This window comes from Dyella sp. EPa41, from assembly GCF_016586165.1.
GTDB lineage: Bacteria > Pseudomonadota > Gammaproteobacteria > Xanthomonadales > Rhodanobacteraceae > Dyella.
In genome coordinates this window covers 1-17,427 of the sequence record NZ_BCPR01000088.1, presented here as the reverse complement: position 1 = coordinate 17,427, position 17,427 = coordinate 1, and the positions used below count along the sequence as shown (strand labels likewise).

Below are 17,427 nucleotides of genomic sequence, written 5' to 3'. Positions count from 1 at the left end.
AGTGGGCCGATGCTCCTATCCCGCATATCGCTATGAGCCCTGGCTCTGAAGGCCATTTTCTTTGGGTTACTTTCGACGCGAAGCTAGTCCCCGTGGGATCTTTGACTCCGGGCATCCTGCCCTCCGCCCTTCGGGCCGGCTTCGCCGTTCGCACGCGCTCCTGCGCGTGCGTGGGCCAGCAAAAGAAAAGTGACTCGAGCGTCCCACGGGACTAGCTTCGCGTCGCCGGCAGGGGATCGAAACACCCGCTGCGTCCCACAGGGACTTCCTACGGTCGTAAGCGGCAACCTGGCGGAAGCGTGGCTACCGAAGGCAATAGCCCGATCTCAAAAGAACAATAACCATCCAGACTGGCGCGAAAGGCTGTCGCGCACAGGGTGCGCTCCTACAGGAAGGGGCTCGGGCGCGATGGGGGATACAAAAAAGGCCGGATGTCCTCCGGCCTTTTCGTTCAATCGATGCCCAGTTTCTTGAGCTTGTACCGCAACGCCCGGAACGTTATCCCGAGTTTCTTCGCCGCCGCGGTCTTGTTGTAGCGCGACTCCTCCAGCGCCTTGATGATCGCGGTGCGCTCCAGGTTGCTGATGTAGTCGTCGAGGCCGCCGCTGGCGGTGGGTGCGGCAGCCGGTGCCGGTGTGGCCGGCGCGGGCATGCCGCCCGCCACCGCCGCCACCGGCTCCTGCGAGCGCGGCATGCGCTGCGGCAACATCAGGTCGGTGACGTCGATCTGGTCGCCGTCGCACATCGCCATCGCGCGCTCGAGGATGTTTTCCAGCTCGCGCACGTTGCCGGGGAAGTCATAGCCTTCCAGCGCCTGCTGCGCGGCAGGCAGCAGGCGGCCCGGTGCGCCGCCGCTCTTGGCGGCGAGCTGGCGCAGCACGAAGTTGGCCAGCAGGGGCACGTCGCCACGGCGCTCGCGCAGGGGTGGCACGCGCAGCTCGATCACGTTGATGCGGTAGAACAGGTCCTGGCGGAACTGGCCCTGCTCGACCAGCGCGGCGAGGTTCTTGTGGGTGGCCGAAAGGATGCGCACGTCCACCGGCACTTCCTCGCGGGCGCCGATCGGGCGCACGGCCTTTTCCTGGATCGCGCGCAGCAGCTTCACCTGCATGTGCAGGGGCAGCTCGGCCACCTCGTCGAGGAACAACGTGCCGCCGTGGGCGGCCTGGAACAGGCCCTCCTTGTCGCCCACCGCACCGGTGAAGCTGCCCTTGCGATGGCCGAAGAACTCGCTCTCCATCAGCTCGGACGGGATCGCGCCGCAGTTCACCGGCACGAACGGACCGGCCGCGCGGGGGCCCTGCTCGTGGATGAGGCGGGCGACCAGTTCCTTGCCCACGCCCGACTCGCCGGCGATGTACACCGGGGCCTGGTTGCGCGCGAGCTTGGCGATGGTGCCGCGTACCTGCTGCATGGCCGTCGAGTCGCCGATCAGGCGCTCGTTGCCGTCCGGCTTGGCGGCGGCCTGGCCGCTGCGCTTTTCCTCGGCGAGGCGCAGCGCGGTGCGCACCAGGCGGCGCAGCATCTGGATGTCGACGGGCTTGGAGACGAAATCGAAGGCGCCGGCCTTCAGCGCGCTGACCGCGGCATCGACGTTGCCGTAGGCGGTGATCATGGCGACCGGCGTGTCCGGATGCTCCGCGGCGATCACCTCGACCACTTCGTGGCCGGTGCCGTCGGGCAGGCGCATGTCGGTGAAGCACAGATCGTAGTGCCTCTCGGCGAGGGCGCGTCGCGCCTCCGTGACCGTGCCGACGGCATCGACCAGCAGGTCCATGCGCCCGAGCGTGATGGTGAGGAGTTCGCGGATGTCGCGTTCGTCGTCGACGACCAGTACGGTCTGTTGGCTCATGTCGTCTCGAAGGGTTGAGGCCGTGCGTAGGATACCCGCCCGAGCCTGCGGCGGGCAAAGGTTGGCGTGTCGCACCGGCTTACTTTCTGCCCAGGTGGCGGTCGAAGAATGTCACGATGACCCGGTAGGCATCCCGGGACTCGGGGATCTCCGGGTCGGAGAAGAACGAGTGCCACATGCCGTCCCAGACGTGCAGCTCCGTTTCCACGCCCGCCCGGCGGAGCAGGGTCTGGCTCTGGATCACCGAGCTCATGGCCATGTCGCGGGTGCCAGTGATCAGGAGCGTGGGCGGGAACTTGGCCAGCAAGGCCGGTGACTGGCCTGGAAACACCATCGGGTCGGACGTGCTGGCGCCCTTGAAGTAGGGCAGGTCGTTGAGCCGCAGCGGGTGCTCGGGCACCGGCTGGCCGTTCAGCAGCGGGGCCACGTATACCGAGTCGCCCTCCAGGTTCACCAGCGAGGCGCAGAAGGTGCCGATGGCGCCGGGCACCGGCAGCTTGCGGTCGATCAGCCGGGCCACCGCCTCGCCGGTCAGCACGCCGCCGGCCGAGCAGCCGTAGATGCCGATGTTGCTCGGCTTGTACTGCTTGAGCAGGGCCCGGTACACCGCCTCGACGTCTTCGCTGGCGGCAGGAAACACGTGCTCGGGCCCCTGGCGGTAATCCACGCTGACCACCTTGATGCGGCCCAGGCTGGCGATCGGGATCGCCTCGACCAGGGCGCCGCTGTGCGCGCCCCACAGGAACGCGCCGCCATGCAGGTTGATCAGTACGCGGTCGCGGTTCCGCGGGGCGATGCCGTCGGCCGGTTCGACCACGTCGGCGCCCACCCCTCCAATGGTCTCCTGGTGCGTCTTCACCGCGTAGAGCTTTTCCATGCGGGCAGCGCGGTCGCTGTTCATGTGGTCGTAGAACGCGCGGCTTTGCTCGATCGGGCCGCTGATGGGCGGTGCCTTGCCGCCGGCCGCCAGCATCTTCGGGAAGAAGGCGCGCGCCTCCGGGGAGGCGAAGCCGGAATAGGGCACGGCGATGCTGCCCACGCGCAGGCCGGCGTCGGCGCCGATCGTCGGCTGGTCGGACTGCTGCGCCAGGACGCCCAGCGGAAGCGCGAGGCCCAGCGCCAACAGGGGCGTCAGGAAGCAATGGCGCGTCACGGCAGCGTCTCCGGCGCTGCCGCCTCGGCGGGCTTGGGTTTCTTGCCCGTGCCGCTGACCACCTGCCGCATCATCAGGTACACGCCGTTGGTCCAGCCGAAACCGACCACGTTCTCGCTGTAGCCGGCGCTCACTTTCACGTCGGCGTTGCCCAGCACCATGTTGTACTTCTCGCGGATGGTGCCGTCGTCGGCGAGGCCCTGGTCCACCGTTGCCATGAACTTGCCGGCGATGCGCTTGGCATCGTCATGGAAGCCATAGGCGTCAAGGCCCGCCACCGCCAGCCAGTTGGTCGGCGCCCAGCCGAACGGGGCGCCCCACTGCACGCCGGCCGGGCGGTCATCCATGCTCAGGCCGCCCTTGCGTTCGAAGATCGACAGCTTGCCGCGCACCGACGAGGCCTGCTGCGCCGTGGCCGTGCCGGCCCACAACGGATAGAACGTGGTGACGTAGGGATAGGGCGAAGGCTTGCCGGCGACGAAGTCGTAGTCGCGATACATGCCCGCGTCCGGGCGCCACAGGTAGCGGTCCATGGCCTGCCGACGCGCTTGGGCGGCATGCGCCCAGCGCTCGGCGTCACCGGCCTTGCCCAGCTGCATGGCGAGGTCGTGCAGGTCGAGTTCGTAGCGATAGAGCAGGCTGTTGAGGCTGACGTCGGCGTAGTGATGGGTCGAGCCGCCGAAGGGGCCGAAGTGCGCGTTGGTGTCGAAGCCCGATTCGCGCATGGCGCGATCGCCGTGGAAGTAGTCGGCGGTGAGGCGATAGCCATCGACCCACGCGCCTTCGCAGACCTTCGATGCGCGCACGTCGCAACTGCTGTCCTTGAGTCTGGCGGCCTCGGCATCGTCGGGATGTTCGGAAGCCTTGAGCAGGTAGCCCGGGTCCTGCGAGGGGTGCGCGCGCAACCAGCGGATCACGCCCTTGTAGTACTCGCTGTCCTTCGCTTCCAGCACCGGGCCGTTGCCGAGGTCGTAGTAGCGCGCCAGGCCGGTATCGCCGGCGCGATGCTCGGGGCGCGTCCATATCTCGTAGTTGCGCACCGCCAGCGGATAGGCCTGCGCCAGCCATTGCAGGCGCGCGTCCGCGCTGGCGAACGCTTTGGGATCGTCGAGCACCGCGACCATCATCGCGGTGAGGAAAGGCGGTTGCGAGCGGCTCAAGTAGTAGGTCCGGTTGGCGTTGAGCACGCCGCCGTAGTGCTCCACTTCGAACAAGGCGTTGTCCACCATGTTCTTCGCCATCTCGATGCGATGGTCGGCCACCAGTCCCAGCAGGATGAAGTAGCTGTCCCAGCCGTACATCTCGTTGAAGAAGCCGCCTGGCACCACGTACGGATGCGGCAGGTAGAGCAGGCCCTGCTGGGGCAGCGCGTTGGCGTCGATGTCACCCAACTGCTGGACCTTGTGCGGCAGCGGGCGAACGTCCACGCCACAGCGCTTGCCGATGTCCGTCACCTGCGGCGGCACCGCCATGTCGGCGGGCATGTACAGCACCGGGTGGCTGTCGACCTTGGTGTCCACGAGCGCGGCGCAGTCTTCCTGCGACCGCGTCAGCGTGGTCCAGGCGTGGTCGATGTAGGCGCGCGTCCTGGCCGGATCCGGCGTGGCCGCCATCGACGTCGCGGCAAACCCGAGGGCCAGGGCGGCCGCGGCGAAACGAAGCACGGTACGGCAAGGACGCTGTGGCGCCGACGTGTCTGGGCGAGGGGACGAGCGGTATGGGCTGGTCATGTCTGCTCCCTGGTCGTGGCGTGATGATCGGAAATCGGTGTATCGGCGGCGCGACGGGTCAGGCGCGGCTGCCCCTGGGCGTCCCGCTCCACCGTGATGTCGAGTCGCTGCCCGCGGAACCGGATGTTCTTGAGTGTCACCGAGCGCCAATGATCGGGCAGCATCGGTGCATAGGCCGTCACCAGGCCGTCGTCGCGGATGCGCAGGCCGGTGAAGCCGTAAAGGATGTTCTGCAGGAGGCCGCCGCTGGCGGTCATGAAATAGCCGGTGTTGTTGGTCGCCGTTTCTGTGCGCACGTTGAACGGCGGCTTCAGCACGTTGGCGGTGATGTTGCGCGTGTACCAGTCGCTGGCGGCCGCGGCGTCGCCGGCGGTGGCGGCGGCGATCGACAGCGGCATCAGGCCCATGCTGTTGGGATCACGGCTGGAGCGGGTGATCGGCGCGATCGAATAGTCGTAGTTGCGTCGTCGCGTCTGCACGTCCATCGCCAGGTCCAGCGACGGATTGCTCAGCATCGGCAGCGAACTGCCGCCCCACGAGTCGATGTCGTGCGGCACCGAGGCGTCGAAGTCCAGGTGATGGCCTTCCTTCGCATCGAACGGCAGCAACAGCCCATCGGCCACCCTGGTCCACTGCGGATCGGGCGTCTCGCCCGCCAGCGCGGCGGCCTGCACGGCTATGCGCAGTGCCTTCTGCGCGGAGGCGTTGGTGAAGGTGTCGTTCGGCACATCGGCGTAGTCCTCGTCCACCGAGGTGACGTGGTGGATCTCGTAACGCCGTGTGTCCGGCACGTAGGTGGCGCGGCTGGCCCAGAAATCGGCGACGGCGCGGATCACCGGCCAGCCATGCTGCTTCAGCCAGTCGCGGTCCTGCGTGGCCAGGTAGTACTGCCACTGCGCGATGGCGACGTCGGCGTTGACGTGGATTTCGCGCTCGTCGAGCACCCAGGCGAAATGCGGCGTCTGCGAGCTGCCGTTGTCGGGGTCGGCCTCCCAGGGATACATCGCGCCGCGCAGTCCGCGTTCTCTGGCGCGCTGCTGCGCCGCCGGCAGCGTCGCGCTGCGGAACATCACCAGCGATTTCGCGCGATCGGGATGAAGCAGGAGCAGCGCGGGGAATACCCAGGTGTCGCTGTCCCAGAACACATGGGCGGTATAGCCAGGCGTCATGCCGCAGGCGCCGACGGGCCACGTCGTGTCCGGCGCCGCGTTGGAGAGCAGGTAGTACAGGTCGGAGTGAACGATCTGCTGAGACTTGGGATCGCCGTCGATCACGATGTCCGACTTCCACAACGCATGCCATGCGTCGCGATGTTGCCTGAGCAGCGCGTCGAAGCCGGCCTTGCGTGCACCCGTCGCCAGCACGAGGTCCTGCTTCGCGTCGCCGCCCCAGCGTTCGCGCGAGGCGGCGACGAACTTGGTGAAGGCATAGGTCCTGCCTTTGTGCACCGCCACGCGCAGTTCCAGCGAGAGCTTGTAGTCGGTGTGATGCAGCTTCGCTTCACGCGGCTGCATGCCGGCCGGCAGCGCGATAGCCACGGCCTCGGCCATGGCATGGCCCTGTTCCGCCTTGCCATCCAGCCACAGTGTCAGTGCCTTGGTGTCGCCATCGGCGACGAGCACGCGCGTGTCGCCGTGGTACCACAGCGGCGCGCGATCGGGCACGTCCGGCGGCACCGCCTTCAGTTTCAGGTTGTGCGCGGCCACCGCTTCCTGCATCTGGGGACCGTCGATTTCGCCCAGCGCAAACCGGGGCTGGTGCGGCGCCCACAGGTCGAGCGCGAAGGAGAGCTGCACCTCGCCATCGAAGTCAGGCGTGATGGTGAATTGGCTGGCGGCCAGGTGCGGCGACGCCTGGCTGACCAGCGACACCACCTGGATATCCGTGGCCTTGCGCCCGTCGAGGTAGCGATAGCGCGTGGTGAGCGTGCCGTCATGCATGTCCAGCACCTGGCGATAGTCGCGAAAACGCGCACCGTCCATGTCCACCTGGTTGAGCCAGAACTGGCCGGCATGCGAAGGGCCGGTGCTGTAGTCGATGCCGGTCCAGCCTGGAATGGCGGCGGGGCGCGACACGTCGCCCTTGGCGTAGTCCATGAAGCTGATCATGTAGGACAGGCTGCCCTCGGTGCCGCGCGGCGAGGTGAGCGTGGAAAAAAAGCCGTTGCCGAGCTGGCCGGGAAAATAGTTGGCGAGATCCTTCTCCGTCGCGGTGAGCAGGAAGCTCGCGTCGGTGGCCCGGCATCCGCAGGCCATCAGCAGCAAGCCGATGAAGGCGATCGCGAGGGCGGACGGCTTGCGCATGGTTCGGTCCATGGAGTGGTTGTCCGGAAGGCCCTCAGCGGGTCGGGCCGAAGGGGTTGGTCACGCCGGCCATCCACGGATCGCGCGTGGCGGTGCGCCAACGCGCGAGTTGCTGGCGCAGGTCGTCAAGTACCTTGGCGTGCGCGGCATCGCCGGCCAGGTTCACGACTTCATCGGGGTCGGCATCGAGGTCATAGAGCTCTTCGGCAGGGCGATGCTCGAAGGCGTCGAGCGTGCGCTTGCCCAATCGTGCGCCCGGCGTCGAGGTGATCGCCTTCCAGGACGGCGACAGCGCCACATCGCTGGCGATCGGCACGCGCAGGCTGGGCTGCAGGTTCAGGAAATAGCTGAAGCGCCGCGTACGCAGCGAACGCGTGGGGTAGTACTGGTCGATCTCATGGAAGGAGTGCGTGGCGAATACTTCGTCCCAGCCGTTCGGCTTCTCCTGTTCCAGGATCGGCAGCAGCGAGCGGCCGGGCAAGGGCAGGTAGCGGTAGCCTGAAGGTGGCGTCACGCCGGCCCAGTCGAGAATGGTCGGCGTGATGTCGATCCAGCTGGCCATCGCGTGATTGCGAAGACCGCGACGCCTGGTGCCGGGGGCGCGCACGATCAATGGCAGATGGATGCCTTCGCGATAGAGGTTGTCCTTGGCGCCGGGAAAGGGACGGCCATTGTCGGAGAGATAGACCACCAGCGTGTCGTCCGCGTGTCCGCTCGCCGCGAGTTCGCGCAGCAGGATGCCCACCCCGCTGTCCATGCGGCTTACCGCTTCGTAGTACTGCGCGAGATCTTCGCGCACGCCGGGCAGGTCGGGGAGATGCGAAGGAATCGTCACCTCGTCGGGACGATAGCGCGCGCGCGGCACCTCCGGCCAGTCGCGCGTGTTGCCGAACTGCGATGCATCGCCGGCGCGATGCGGATCGCTGTAGGCCATGGTGAGGAAGAACGGCTTGCCGCCCTGGGAACGCATCCATTGGCCCGCCGCGTGCCCCATCGCGGCGACATCGCGGTTGCCGGCCTGCTCGGGCAGCAGCCACGCGTCGTAGGCCAGCTGCGCCTCGGGCTTCACATGCAGCTTGCCTGCCAGTGCGGTGGCGTAGCCATGCTGCTTGAGCATCCACGGCAAGGTCTTCACGTCTTCGAGCAGCGAGAAGTTGTGCACGTCGTGCGCAAGGCCGTACATGCCGTTGGTGTGCGAATACAGGCCGGTGTACAGCGTGGCGCGGCTGGAGCTGCAGGAAGACACCGAGGCGTAGGCGTCGGTGAACAGCGTGCCTTCGCTGGCGAGGCGATCCAGCGCGGGAGTGCGCACGGCGGCGCCGACGCAGGAAAGATCGTAGCCGTGGTCGTCGGCGACGATCAGGAGCACGTTGCGCTGGCTGCCGTCGCGGCCCGTGCGCAACGGCGCAGCGAAGGCGCCTCCCGCCAGCATGGCGCCCGCCGCCGCCACGCCCGAGGCGAGGAACCGGCGGCGCGTGAAGTTCACGCAGCGCCCTCCGGCGCCAACGGCGCCGATACGCCGGCGCGGTCGGTTTCGCGCTTGAAGAAGAACAACGTCACCAGGATCAGCGTCATCGGCAGCAGCGAGAAATAGAACGCGTGGATGCCACCGAAACTGGAGAACACCAGCGCCGTGATGCGCGAACCCAGGGTGCCGCCGAGCGCGGAGAAGATCACGATGAGGCCGGTCATCGCCGCATGCGCCGGCTTGGGCAGCGAGCTGAGCGCCACCGAATTGATCACCGGGTAGATCGGCGCCATCAGCAGGCCGATCAGCGGGATGAGATAGGCGGCGAGGGGCGCGTTGAACCAGCCGGTATCGGCCGTTACGGTGGCTTCGCGGGCGAGCGGCAGCACCAGTACGATCAGCGTCGCCATGCCGAGTACGCACAGGTTGAGCAACACGTGCCAGGGCATGCGGCGCAGCAGCTGCCCGGCGACGATGCGTCCCAGCGCGGTAGCGCCGGCGAGGATGCTCGCCATCTGGATGCTCATCGCATTGGGCAACTTGAGGATCTCGTTGTTGAACGTGGGCAGCCACGTGCTGAAGCTCTGCTCGATCAGCACGTAGAGGAAGGCCGACAGCAGGAACACATAGACCAGCGTGCGCATCAGCAGGCGGTACATCTGCCGCAGTGCCTGGCCCATCGAGGATGCCATGCCGCCGTGCGCGGCCGATTCGTCGAGCGTGGCGCCCCAGAGCAGGCCCACGGTGCCGAAGCACATGGCCGACAGCACCCAATACACGTTGAACCACGAGGGGTTCTCCGGGTGGGCATGGTCGATGAACGCGCTGAACAGCCAGCCGCTGGCCAGCACGCCCAGCATGAACAGGCCTTCGATGGTGTTGGTGAGCCGGCCGTGTTCCGCCTTGTCGCGCGTGAGCAGGCCGATCGAGGAATACACGGAAACCTTCGCCAGCGCGAACGACACGCCGACACAGGTGAACAGCAATTCGGTGGTGTGGAAGCCCGGGTACACCGGCATCAGCGCGCACGCGCCACCCACGATCACCAGTGCCAGCATCATGGCCCGGCGATAGCCCAGCTTGGGCAGGAACGACGCCACCAGGAACGAGGTGACGGCGATCGGAAGATCCTTGAACAGCTCGAGCAGGCTGGCCTGCGGCTTGTCGATGCCGAAGGTATGGATGGATTGCAGGATGACGGTGCCTACGCTGTTCAGCAGGATCGCGAACACCATGTAAATCGTCGCCAGCGCGGCGATCATGCGGTACCGGTTCATCCCCACCTCGTTTCACCAGGCCCAAAAAAGGTTCCGGGCCGCCGCGGTGCTGGCGGCCCGGAACAGTCGAGGGAAGTGCTCTCTTAGAACTTGTACTTCACGGAGAAATTCACCTCGCGACCTTCCAGCGGTCGGGCCAGGATCACGCCATTGGACCCAGCCGCCGAACCGAAGATGCGCGAGTTGCTCTCGGTGAGGCCCAGCTGGTTGGTCATGTTGGTGCCCTGCAGGCGAAGCTCCCAGTTCTTCTCGACGTTGGCCACGATACCGAAGTCGAGCGTGTAGTAGGTGCCCAGCTGCTGCAGGCCGGACTGGTCTTGCGTGTGCGGGCCCACGTAGGTGTACGTGACGAAGGCCAGCACGTCGCCCCACGAGAACGGCAAGTCGTAGCTCGGGGTGAACATGTAGCGATGCTTCGGCTGGCGCTGCAGCTGCACGCCGTCGATATACGCGCAGCCGTTGCCGGACACCTGGTTCACGTACGGGATACAGGCCGAGTAGTGCGAGTAATGGCCGTCGAGGTAGTTGGCCACCAACTGCAGCTTCAGGTGCTCGATCGGCGTGACTGCACCGACCAGGTTCACGCCCTTCGAATCCGAGCCGTACAGCAGCGGCTGGCCGACCGGCACGCCTTCGCCGTTGGTGGGCTGGTAGGGCAGGCCGTTGAACTGGCGGTGGTAGGCGCTGATGTCCGCGTAGAAGTACTGGTCCTGGTACTTGAAGCCGCCTTCGAAGTTCTGGATCTTCTGCAGCGGCGGCGTGTTGCCCGTGGTGTTGCCACGCAGCGCGTTGTCGAAGTCACCGAAGTGCGCACCCTTGTTGGCGCGGACGTACACCGACATGTGGTCGGTGATCTCGTAGTTCACGCCGAACGTCCACGAGGTGTGGGTCTTGTCGTACTTGGTGGTGGCGAAGGTGCCGTTGCAGACCGGTACCGCGTTGTCGTAATCGGTCAGCTTGTTGCCGTCCAGGTTCTGATTGGTGAGGTTGCACACGTGCAGGGTGGAGTCCTGGTTCTCCACGCGTGCGCCCACGTCGAAGAGCCATTTGTCGATGCGCCAGGAATCGGTGAGGTAGAACGCCTTGTTGGTCGACTGGCCGTTCTCGGTGATGTTGTAGGCGCCGTAGTCGAGCAGCCCCTGGTAGTCGGTGAGCTGGTGGCGCTGGCCATCGGTGCCGATGTAGCTGACCTGGATCGGTCGCGCGTTCGGCGTGTTGGTCATCAGCATCTGGTTGCCGAGGTTCCACTCATCGTTGTCGGTGTAATGCGCGAGGTAAAGGCCGGCGGTGAGCGTGTTGCCCTCGAAGATTTCCTTGCTGATGTGGAAATCGTTGTTGATGTTCTTCAGGTGCTTGTGGATGAACCACCAGCCCTGGTGGATCACGCTCTGGTTCGGGTCGACCGCGCCGCCGCCGTTGACGTAGGTGGCCGTGGCCGAGCCCGCGGGCAAGGCAAAGCCGCCGAAGTCGGTGCCGAGGTTGTACAGCTCGTCATTGAGGCTGGCCGGGTTGGTGCCGGAGAACAGCGCATTGGTGTCGACGTTGCCGCCATCGATCAGGAACTTGTCCGAGATGTTCCAGCCGTCGCCCAGGTCGTAGTCGAAGTTCATGCCGAAGAAGCTGAACTTCGCGCCGCGGCCGTTGGCGAGGTTGGCGCTGGTGCCGCCGCCGGGATAGCCGGGCAGGTTCACGTGCTGGATGTACTTGCTGTAGTACGTGTCGGTGAGCGGATCGAAGCCCGGATAGGCGCTGAAGTTGTCCGTGCCGCTCTGGATCAGCGGGATCGGCGTGATGAACTGGTTGCGGTCGTTGAGCTGGCGCGCGTAGAACACCAGCGAGCCGTTGTCCATGTCGTGCGAAATGGTGGCAGTGAACTGCCCGCCCTTGTCGGCCGCAAAGCCCGGGCTGCGCACGCCATCGGAATCGCGGTAGAAGCCGCCGATGCTGCCGTACCACTTGTTGCCCAGCGGGAAGCCCAAGAAGGCATCGGTGCGCCAGAGGCCTTCGTTGCCGTAGGTAACGCCGACGCTGCCGCTGGGCACGTCGGTGCCCTGCTTGAGGATGAAGTTGGCGGTGGCGCCCATCTGGCCGTCGCCGTACATCACGGACGGGCCGCCCTGCAGGATTTCCGCGCGCTCCACGGTGTCGTCGAGGCGGAAGATCGAGGTGGTTTCGAAGAACGACAGCGTGGGCATGCCGTACAGCGGCGAACCCATCATCTGCGTGGTGAAGAACGGTGCGTCGCCGCCGCCCGGGAAGCCAGCGATCTCGATGTTCGCGCCGGTCTGGCCGCCGGTGGATTCCGGCCACATGCCCGGCGAGACCTTCAGCAGGTCGGCCGTGCTCTTGGGGTTGGCCTGCTTGATTTCCTCGGCGTTGACGCTGACCACCGAGTAGCTGGCGTCGATCTTCTTCAAGCCGCCAACCGCGGAGGTACCGGTAACCACCACCTGGTCGAGTGTCTTGGCGCCTTTCTGGTCGGCGGGAGCGGCCGGAGCCGGGCCCTGGTTCTGCGGCGTTGCGTCTTGTGCGTGCGTTGCGCCTACCGCCAGTGCGGTAACGATCGCGGCTGCGAGTAACTGTCGGGTGATGCCTTGCGTGTACATGGTCGTGCCTCCCCGCCCAAATCGGGCCACTTTACGTGTTGATATGCGACGCTTCGGCTCTTTCCGCCGTTGCGCGGTTCTTGTCTTCAACAAACTCCACGATGCGGAACGCGGTCAGGCCCGGCAGCACGACATCTGCCTCCCCCAGAGCCTCGCGTTGGCCTACACCTACGGCGACCATGCCCGCAGCACGGATACTGGCGATGCCTGCGGCGGCGTCTTCCACGCCCAGGCAAGCGGCCGGCGCCACGCCCAATCCGGCGGCGGCGGCCAAGAAGATTTCAGGGTCCGGCTTGGAGCGCTCGATCGTCGAGGCATCCACGATGTAGTCGAACAGGTCGGCGATGCCGAGCCGTTCGAGCAACAACGGCGCATTGCGGCTCGCCGAAGCGAGCGCCACGCGCAACCCGGCGTTGCGCGTCGCCTCGACGGCGTGGCGCGCTCCCGGCAGCAGATTCTCGGGGCCGAAGCTGCCGATCTGCTCGCGGTAATAACGGTTCTTGCGTTCGCCGAGCTCGTCCTTCTCCGCTTCGGAATAAGCGCGAGGCGCGCGTTCGAGCAGAATCTCCAGTGAGCCGCGGCGATCCACGCCCTTCATGCGTTCGGCCAGTACTTCATCGAACGGTGCGTCGATTTCCTGCGCAAGCTTTTCCCACGCCGCGCGATGCACGACGGCGGTATCGGCGATCACGCCGTCGAGATCGAAGATCACCGCGCGCAAGGGCTGGCGAGCTTCGGCGAAGCGATGCGGCAGCGACAACGATTCGCCCTTGCGCAGCTGCAACAGCTCGCCCTCGTGATGGAAGCTGACCTCGTCGCCGCGGGTCAGCGAGTAATGCACGCCGGTCTGGCTGACTTCCACGCGCAGGTGCGAGCCGCGCCACTGCAGGCCAAAACGATAGCCATGCCATGCATCCGGCAGGCGCGGAGCCAGCGACAGCTGCCCGTGGTTGATCCGCACGCCGCCATAGCCCCAGCACAGCGCAAGCCAGCTGCCGGCCATCGCGGCCATGTGCACGCCGTGCGCGGCGTTGCCGTGCAGGTCGTCCAGGTCCACCCGCAGGGTTTCCTGGAAATAACGCCAGGCCTTGTCTGTTTCGCCCACTTCCGCGGCGATCACGCTGAACGTCGACGCGGACAGCGTCGAATCGTGCACCGTGACGCCTTCGTAGTAGTCGAAGTTGCGGCGTTTCGCTTCACGCGACACGCCATCGCCGGCCAGCATCAGCGAAAGCAGCGTGTCCGCCTGCTTGCACACCTGGTGGCGGTAGATGCTCAGCGGATGCAGCTCCAGCAACAGGGGGCGCTTGGCGTCGCCATGCGCACGCGTGGGCATGCGCGGCTTGTCGAGGAAGGTGTCGTCCTGCGGGAAGATGCCGAGCTCGGCATCCTCGGGCAGGTACATGGCGTCGGCGGCGCGCAGCCACTGCATCACCTCGAACGATTCCAGGTCGATGCGGTGCGAGAGTTCGGCAAAGAAGCGCGGATCGTATTCCGCCAGCCAGTGCGCGACCTGCGCGGCATCGCGCAGGTGGCGCTGCGCCATGCGGTTGGTGTAGTGGTTGTTGTCGACCAGGGCGGTGTATTCGTCCGGGCCGGTCACGCCGTGGATGCAGAAGGCGCCATTGCGCCGCGCGTTGAAGTGGCCGATGTCCAGCCAGATGCGCGCCGTTTCGAACAGGATCTCCGCGCCGTGATCGCGCAGGAAGCCCAGGTCGCCGCTGACGTCCACGTACTGGCGGATCGCCCAGGCCACGGCCGCGTTGATGTGGTACTGCGCCGAGCCGCTGGGGAAATACGCCGAGCACTCATCGCCGCTGATGGTGCGCCAGGCATACAGCGCGCCGCGCGCGTGGTTGAGTTCGCGCGCATGGTGGCGTGCGCGCTCGAGCGTGCGATGGCGATAGGTGAGCATGCCGCGCGCGAGTTCGGGCGCGAGCGTCACCATCGCCGGCAGCATGAACGCTTCGGCATCCCAGAAATAGTGGCCTTCGTAGCCTTCGCCGGTCAGTCCCTTGGCGGCGGTGCTGCTGTGTCCGTCGCGGCTGCTGGACTGGAAGACATGGAAGAGATTGAAGCGCAGCGCCTGTTCGGTGCGCGGGTCGCCATCGACGGCGAGGTCGGCGTTGCGCCATAGCGCATCGAACATCGCGGCCTGGCGTGCCAGCAGTGCGTCATAGCCGGTTGCGCGCGCCTGCCGGAGGCTGGCGTCGGCGCGATCGAGCAGGGCGTCGTCGCCGTCCTCGCCATGCGGCGCGGTCCAGGCGTAGGAGACGATTTTTCGAGCAGCACCGAGCCGCCCGGCACCAGCTCGCCTTCATAGACATGCATCACGCCATGCGGCGCGAGATTGGCGAGGCGGAAACCGAGCTGGCCGGCGTCGAAGGCGTGGCGCTGCATGCAGGCCACGCGAATGCCGCTGTGCGCGGTCTGTTGCAGCACGTAGGCGTGATCTTCCTCGGCGCGCGCGTCGTAGGTGGAAAAGCCGCCATCGAGGCGGGTGCCGATGCGCGGGTCGTCACCCTGTTCCACGGCATCACGTGCGGTACTCAGCGACGATTCGAGGGTGATCGGTCCGCGGTAGTCGACCGAGCTCACGCGGTAGCGGATGGCGAGCAGGGCGGGAGCGTCCAGGCTCACGATGCGCTCGGCTTCGATATCCAGCGTGGCGCCCTCCGGCGACCGCCAACGCAGCCGGCGTCGGTAGCAGCCGGAGCGCAGGTCGAGGGCGCGCTCGAAATCGAGCCATTCGCCTTCGCCCAGTCGCACCGGCGTATCGCCCAGACGCAGGTGGATGCGTGTGCCGTCGGTCACCGGCACCCGGGTATCGGTATGTGCCGCAAAGCCGGGAAAGCGCTCGTGGTATTCGATCGGCGCACGTTCCCAGGCCCCGGCGAGGAAGCAGCCCTGGCTCGGGCTGTCGTCCTCTTCGAGGCCACCGCGTACGCCCAGGTTGCCGTTCGAGAGGGCAAACAGGCTTTCGTCCTGGGCGAACGCGGCGCGATGGGATTGGCGGCGGATCAGCAGCCAGGGGTCGCAGGGCCTGCTGCGCGCAGGCGGCATGACCGACGCCGTTTCATGGTGATCCACACACTCTCCCCGGGCACGTTGTCGGCTTTTATGGGCTCACCGCGATGTCGCGGTTGCCCGGCTCTTGAAGTGGGCGGCAGCTTACAGCAAATGTTATCGATATCAAGATATCGATAACATTTGCTGTGGCGCAGCATGCTTCCATTTGTTATCGATATCATCCGCAATACACGAGGGCACGCCAACGGCGTGGCAAGACAGGCGCTCGGTTGCGTGAAAGCGGCGTCGCGGGAAGGGTTGGACGCGTCGCCCGCAAACCGGGACACTTGCCGCTGCCACGGTCGGCGGCAGCGCGGATGCAGCGTTGTCACTCACAAGACAGTTGGGGTCGGGTCTTGAGTCGTAACCAGAAGAAACACGAGGGTGCCGCAACGCTTCCTGCCAGCCTGACCATGGCCGACCTGGCCAGGGTCGCCGGCGTATCGAAGATCACCATTTCGCGCGCCCTTAGCGACAGCCCGCTGGTCAACCGCGAAACCCGGGAGCGCCTCCAGGCGCTGGCGCAGAAGCTCGGCTACAAACTGAACGTCAGTGCCCGCAACCTGCGATTGCGGCGCAGCCACACGGTGGCCGTGATCGTGGAAATGAAGCCCTCGCACGACCGCACGATGCTCGACCCGTACCCGTTGATCCTGCTCGGCGGCATTTCCCAGGAACTGACCGCCCACGGCTACAGCGTGCTGCTGACCACGCGCCAGGGCGCGACGGCTGCCGCCGTGCAGGCGGCGGACGGCCTGATCCTGCTCGGCCAGGGCTCGCGACAGGATGCCGTGCGCCGCTTCGACAAGCTGGGCCTGCCGATGGTGGTATGGGGCGCGCCGGGCGAGGGCGATGAGCACGTGGTGGTGGGCAGCGACAACCGCCAGGGCGGCAGCGTGGTCGCGGACCATTTCATTGCGCTGGGGCGCCGCAACCCGGTGTTCGTGGGCAACCCCAACCATCCCGAGATCTTCGATCGCCTTAACGGCTTCGTCGATGCGCTCGCCGCGCATGGGGTGAAGCCACTGCTGATCCGGCGCGATGAGTTCACCCTCGCCTCCGGCATGGACGCGATGTATTCGCTGACCGAACGCAAGGTGCCGTTCGACGCGGTGTTCGCGTGCAGCGACCTGTTGGCGATGGGGGCGATCCGCGCCCTCAACAAGTTGGGTCGCGGCGTGCCAGGCGACGTGTCGGTGGTGGGCTACGACGATATGCCGCTCGCCGCCACGGCCCTGCCTCCCCTGAGTTCCGTGCGGCAGGACTGGCAGGAGGGCGGCACGCTGCTGGCGCGCAAGGTGCTCGCCATGATCGGCGACAAGACCGTGAACTCCGAGGTGTTGCCGGTGGAGCTGATCGTCCGCGAGACCTGAAGCCCACCACCGTAGGAGCGCACCCTGTGCGCGACAGCCTTTCGCGACAGTCTCCATGGTCGTCATCCCGGCGCAGGCCGGGATCCAGTAGTGTCCAGTCTTCGGCTGTCGCGATACGGCCAGGTTGCCGCCTGCGCAGCGGGCGTTTCGACGTCCTGCCGGCGACGCGAAGCTAGTCCCGTGGGACCGCCGAGTCACTTTTCTTTTGCTGGCCCAAAAGAAAAGTAACCCAAAGAAAATGGCCTTGAGAGCCAAGGCTCATAGCAGTACGTGGGATAGGGGCATCGGCCGACCGAGGCCAGCCGCGGTGCGCTCGTTACTACCTCAAGCGAAGCGGCTACACCGCAACGCGTCGTCGCGAAGAGGACTTAAAGCAACCTCGCTGAGCCGTGATGAACCCTATGAGGCGCCGCATCCGTTCTCCCTCTCCCCTCCGGGGCACGCGGGGAGCGGCCATGGATGGCCGCGGCTTTGAGGAGCGAGGAGAGGGCTGGGGTGAGGGGCGGGGCTCGCCAAAACCTCTCCTATCTCTGTAGGAGCGCACCCAGTGCGCGACCGCCACGTTGCAACGCACCTTGGCCTTGCGTCGTCGCGAC

The 17,427-nt window shown here is 66.4% G+C and carries 10 protein-coding genes; 1 reads left to right on the top strand and 9 read right to left on the bottom strand.

Translation table 11 applies throughout. The features are described 5' to 3' along the window. Positions 1-451 precede the first annotated feature (451 nt). The 9 genes from JMF82_RS19465 to JMF82_RS22125 form a co-directional block, all read right to left on the bottom strand. Positions 452-1,852: a sigma-54 dependent transcriptional regulator gene (locus tag JMF82_RS19465; RefSeq protein WP_201316183.1), complete on the bottom strand. Its 1,401-nt coding sequence runs from the start codon at positions 1,850-1,852 to the stop codon at positions 452-454. A gap of 79 nt (positions 1,853-1,931) precedes the next feature. Then, entirely contained in the window at positions 1,932-3,005 is a 1,074-nt protein-coding gene (locus JMF82_RS19460; RefSeq protein ID WP_236585587.1) for an alpha/beta hydrolase, read from the bottom strand. Continuing rightward, positions 3,002-4,735 carry a trehalase family glycosidase gene (locus JMF82_RS19455; RefSeq protein WP_307837995.1) on the bottom strand — a complete coding sequence of 578 codons (1,734 nt, stop codon included), beginning with the start codon at positions 4,733-4,735 and terminating at the stop codon, positions 3,002-3,004. Before JMF82_RS19455 ends, JMF82_RS19460 begins: the two co-directional genes overlap by 4 nt. After that, positions 4,732-7,038, bottom strand: coding sequence for a glycosyl hydrolase family 65 protein (locus tag JMF82_RS19450; protein ID WP_236585586.1), 2,307 nt, complete (start codon positions 7,036-7,038; stop codon positions 4,732-4,734). Before JMF82_RS19450 ends, JMF82_RS19455 begins: the two co-directional genes overlap by 4 nt. Positions 7,039-7,072: 34 nt before the next feature. Next, entirely contained in the window at positions 7,073-8,524 is a 1,452-nt protein-coding gene (locus JMF82_RS19445) for a sulfatase (RefSeq protein ID WP_201316182.1), read from the bottom strand. Then, positions 8,521-9,783 (bottom strand): MFS transporter, encoded by a 1,263-nt coding sequence (locus tag JMF82_RS19440; RefSeq protein ID WP_236585585.1) that lies wholly within the window; start codon positions 9,781-9,783, stop codon positions 8,521-8,523. Before JMF82_RS19440 ends, JMF82_RS19445 begins: the two co-directional genes overlap by 4 nt. A gap of 83 nt (positions 9,784-9,866) precedes the next feature. Next, complete coding sequence (locus tag JMF82_RS19435; RefSeq protein WP_201316181.1) at positions 9,867-12,389, bottom strand: TonB-dependent receptor; 2,523 nt, start codon at positions 12,387-12,389, stop codon at positions 9,867-9,869. 31 nt (positions 12,390-12,420) lie between these two features. Further along, the gene (gene pgmB, locus JMF82_RS19430; RefSeq protein ID WP_236585588.1) at positions 12,421-14,472 is read right to left on the bottom strand and encodes a beta-phosphoglucomutase; all 2,052 of its coding nucleotides are present in this window, start codon (positions 14,470-14,472) and stop codon (positions 12,421-12,423) included. Beyond that, positions 14,397-15,479, bottom strand: a complete 1,083-nt coding sequence (locus tag JMF82_RS22125; RefSeq protein WP_236585584.1) for a hypothetical protein — start codon at positions 15,477-15,479, stop codon at positions 14,397-14,399. The genes pgmB and JMF82_RS22125 overlap by 76 nt, the downstream gene beginning before the upstream one ends. A 392-nt stretch (positions 15,480-15,871) precedes the next feature. Here JMF82_RS22125 and JMF82_RS19425 point away from each other — a divergent pair, with 392 nt between their 5' ends. Further along, positions 15,872-16,831, top strand: coding sequence for a LacI family DNA-binding transcriptional regulator (locus tag JMF82_RS19425; RefSeq protein ID WP_201316184.1), 960 nt, complete (start codon positions 15,872-15,874; stop codon positions 16,829-16,831). Positions 16,832-17,427: the final 596 nt, after the last annotated feature.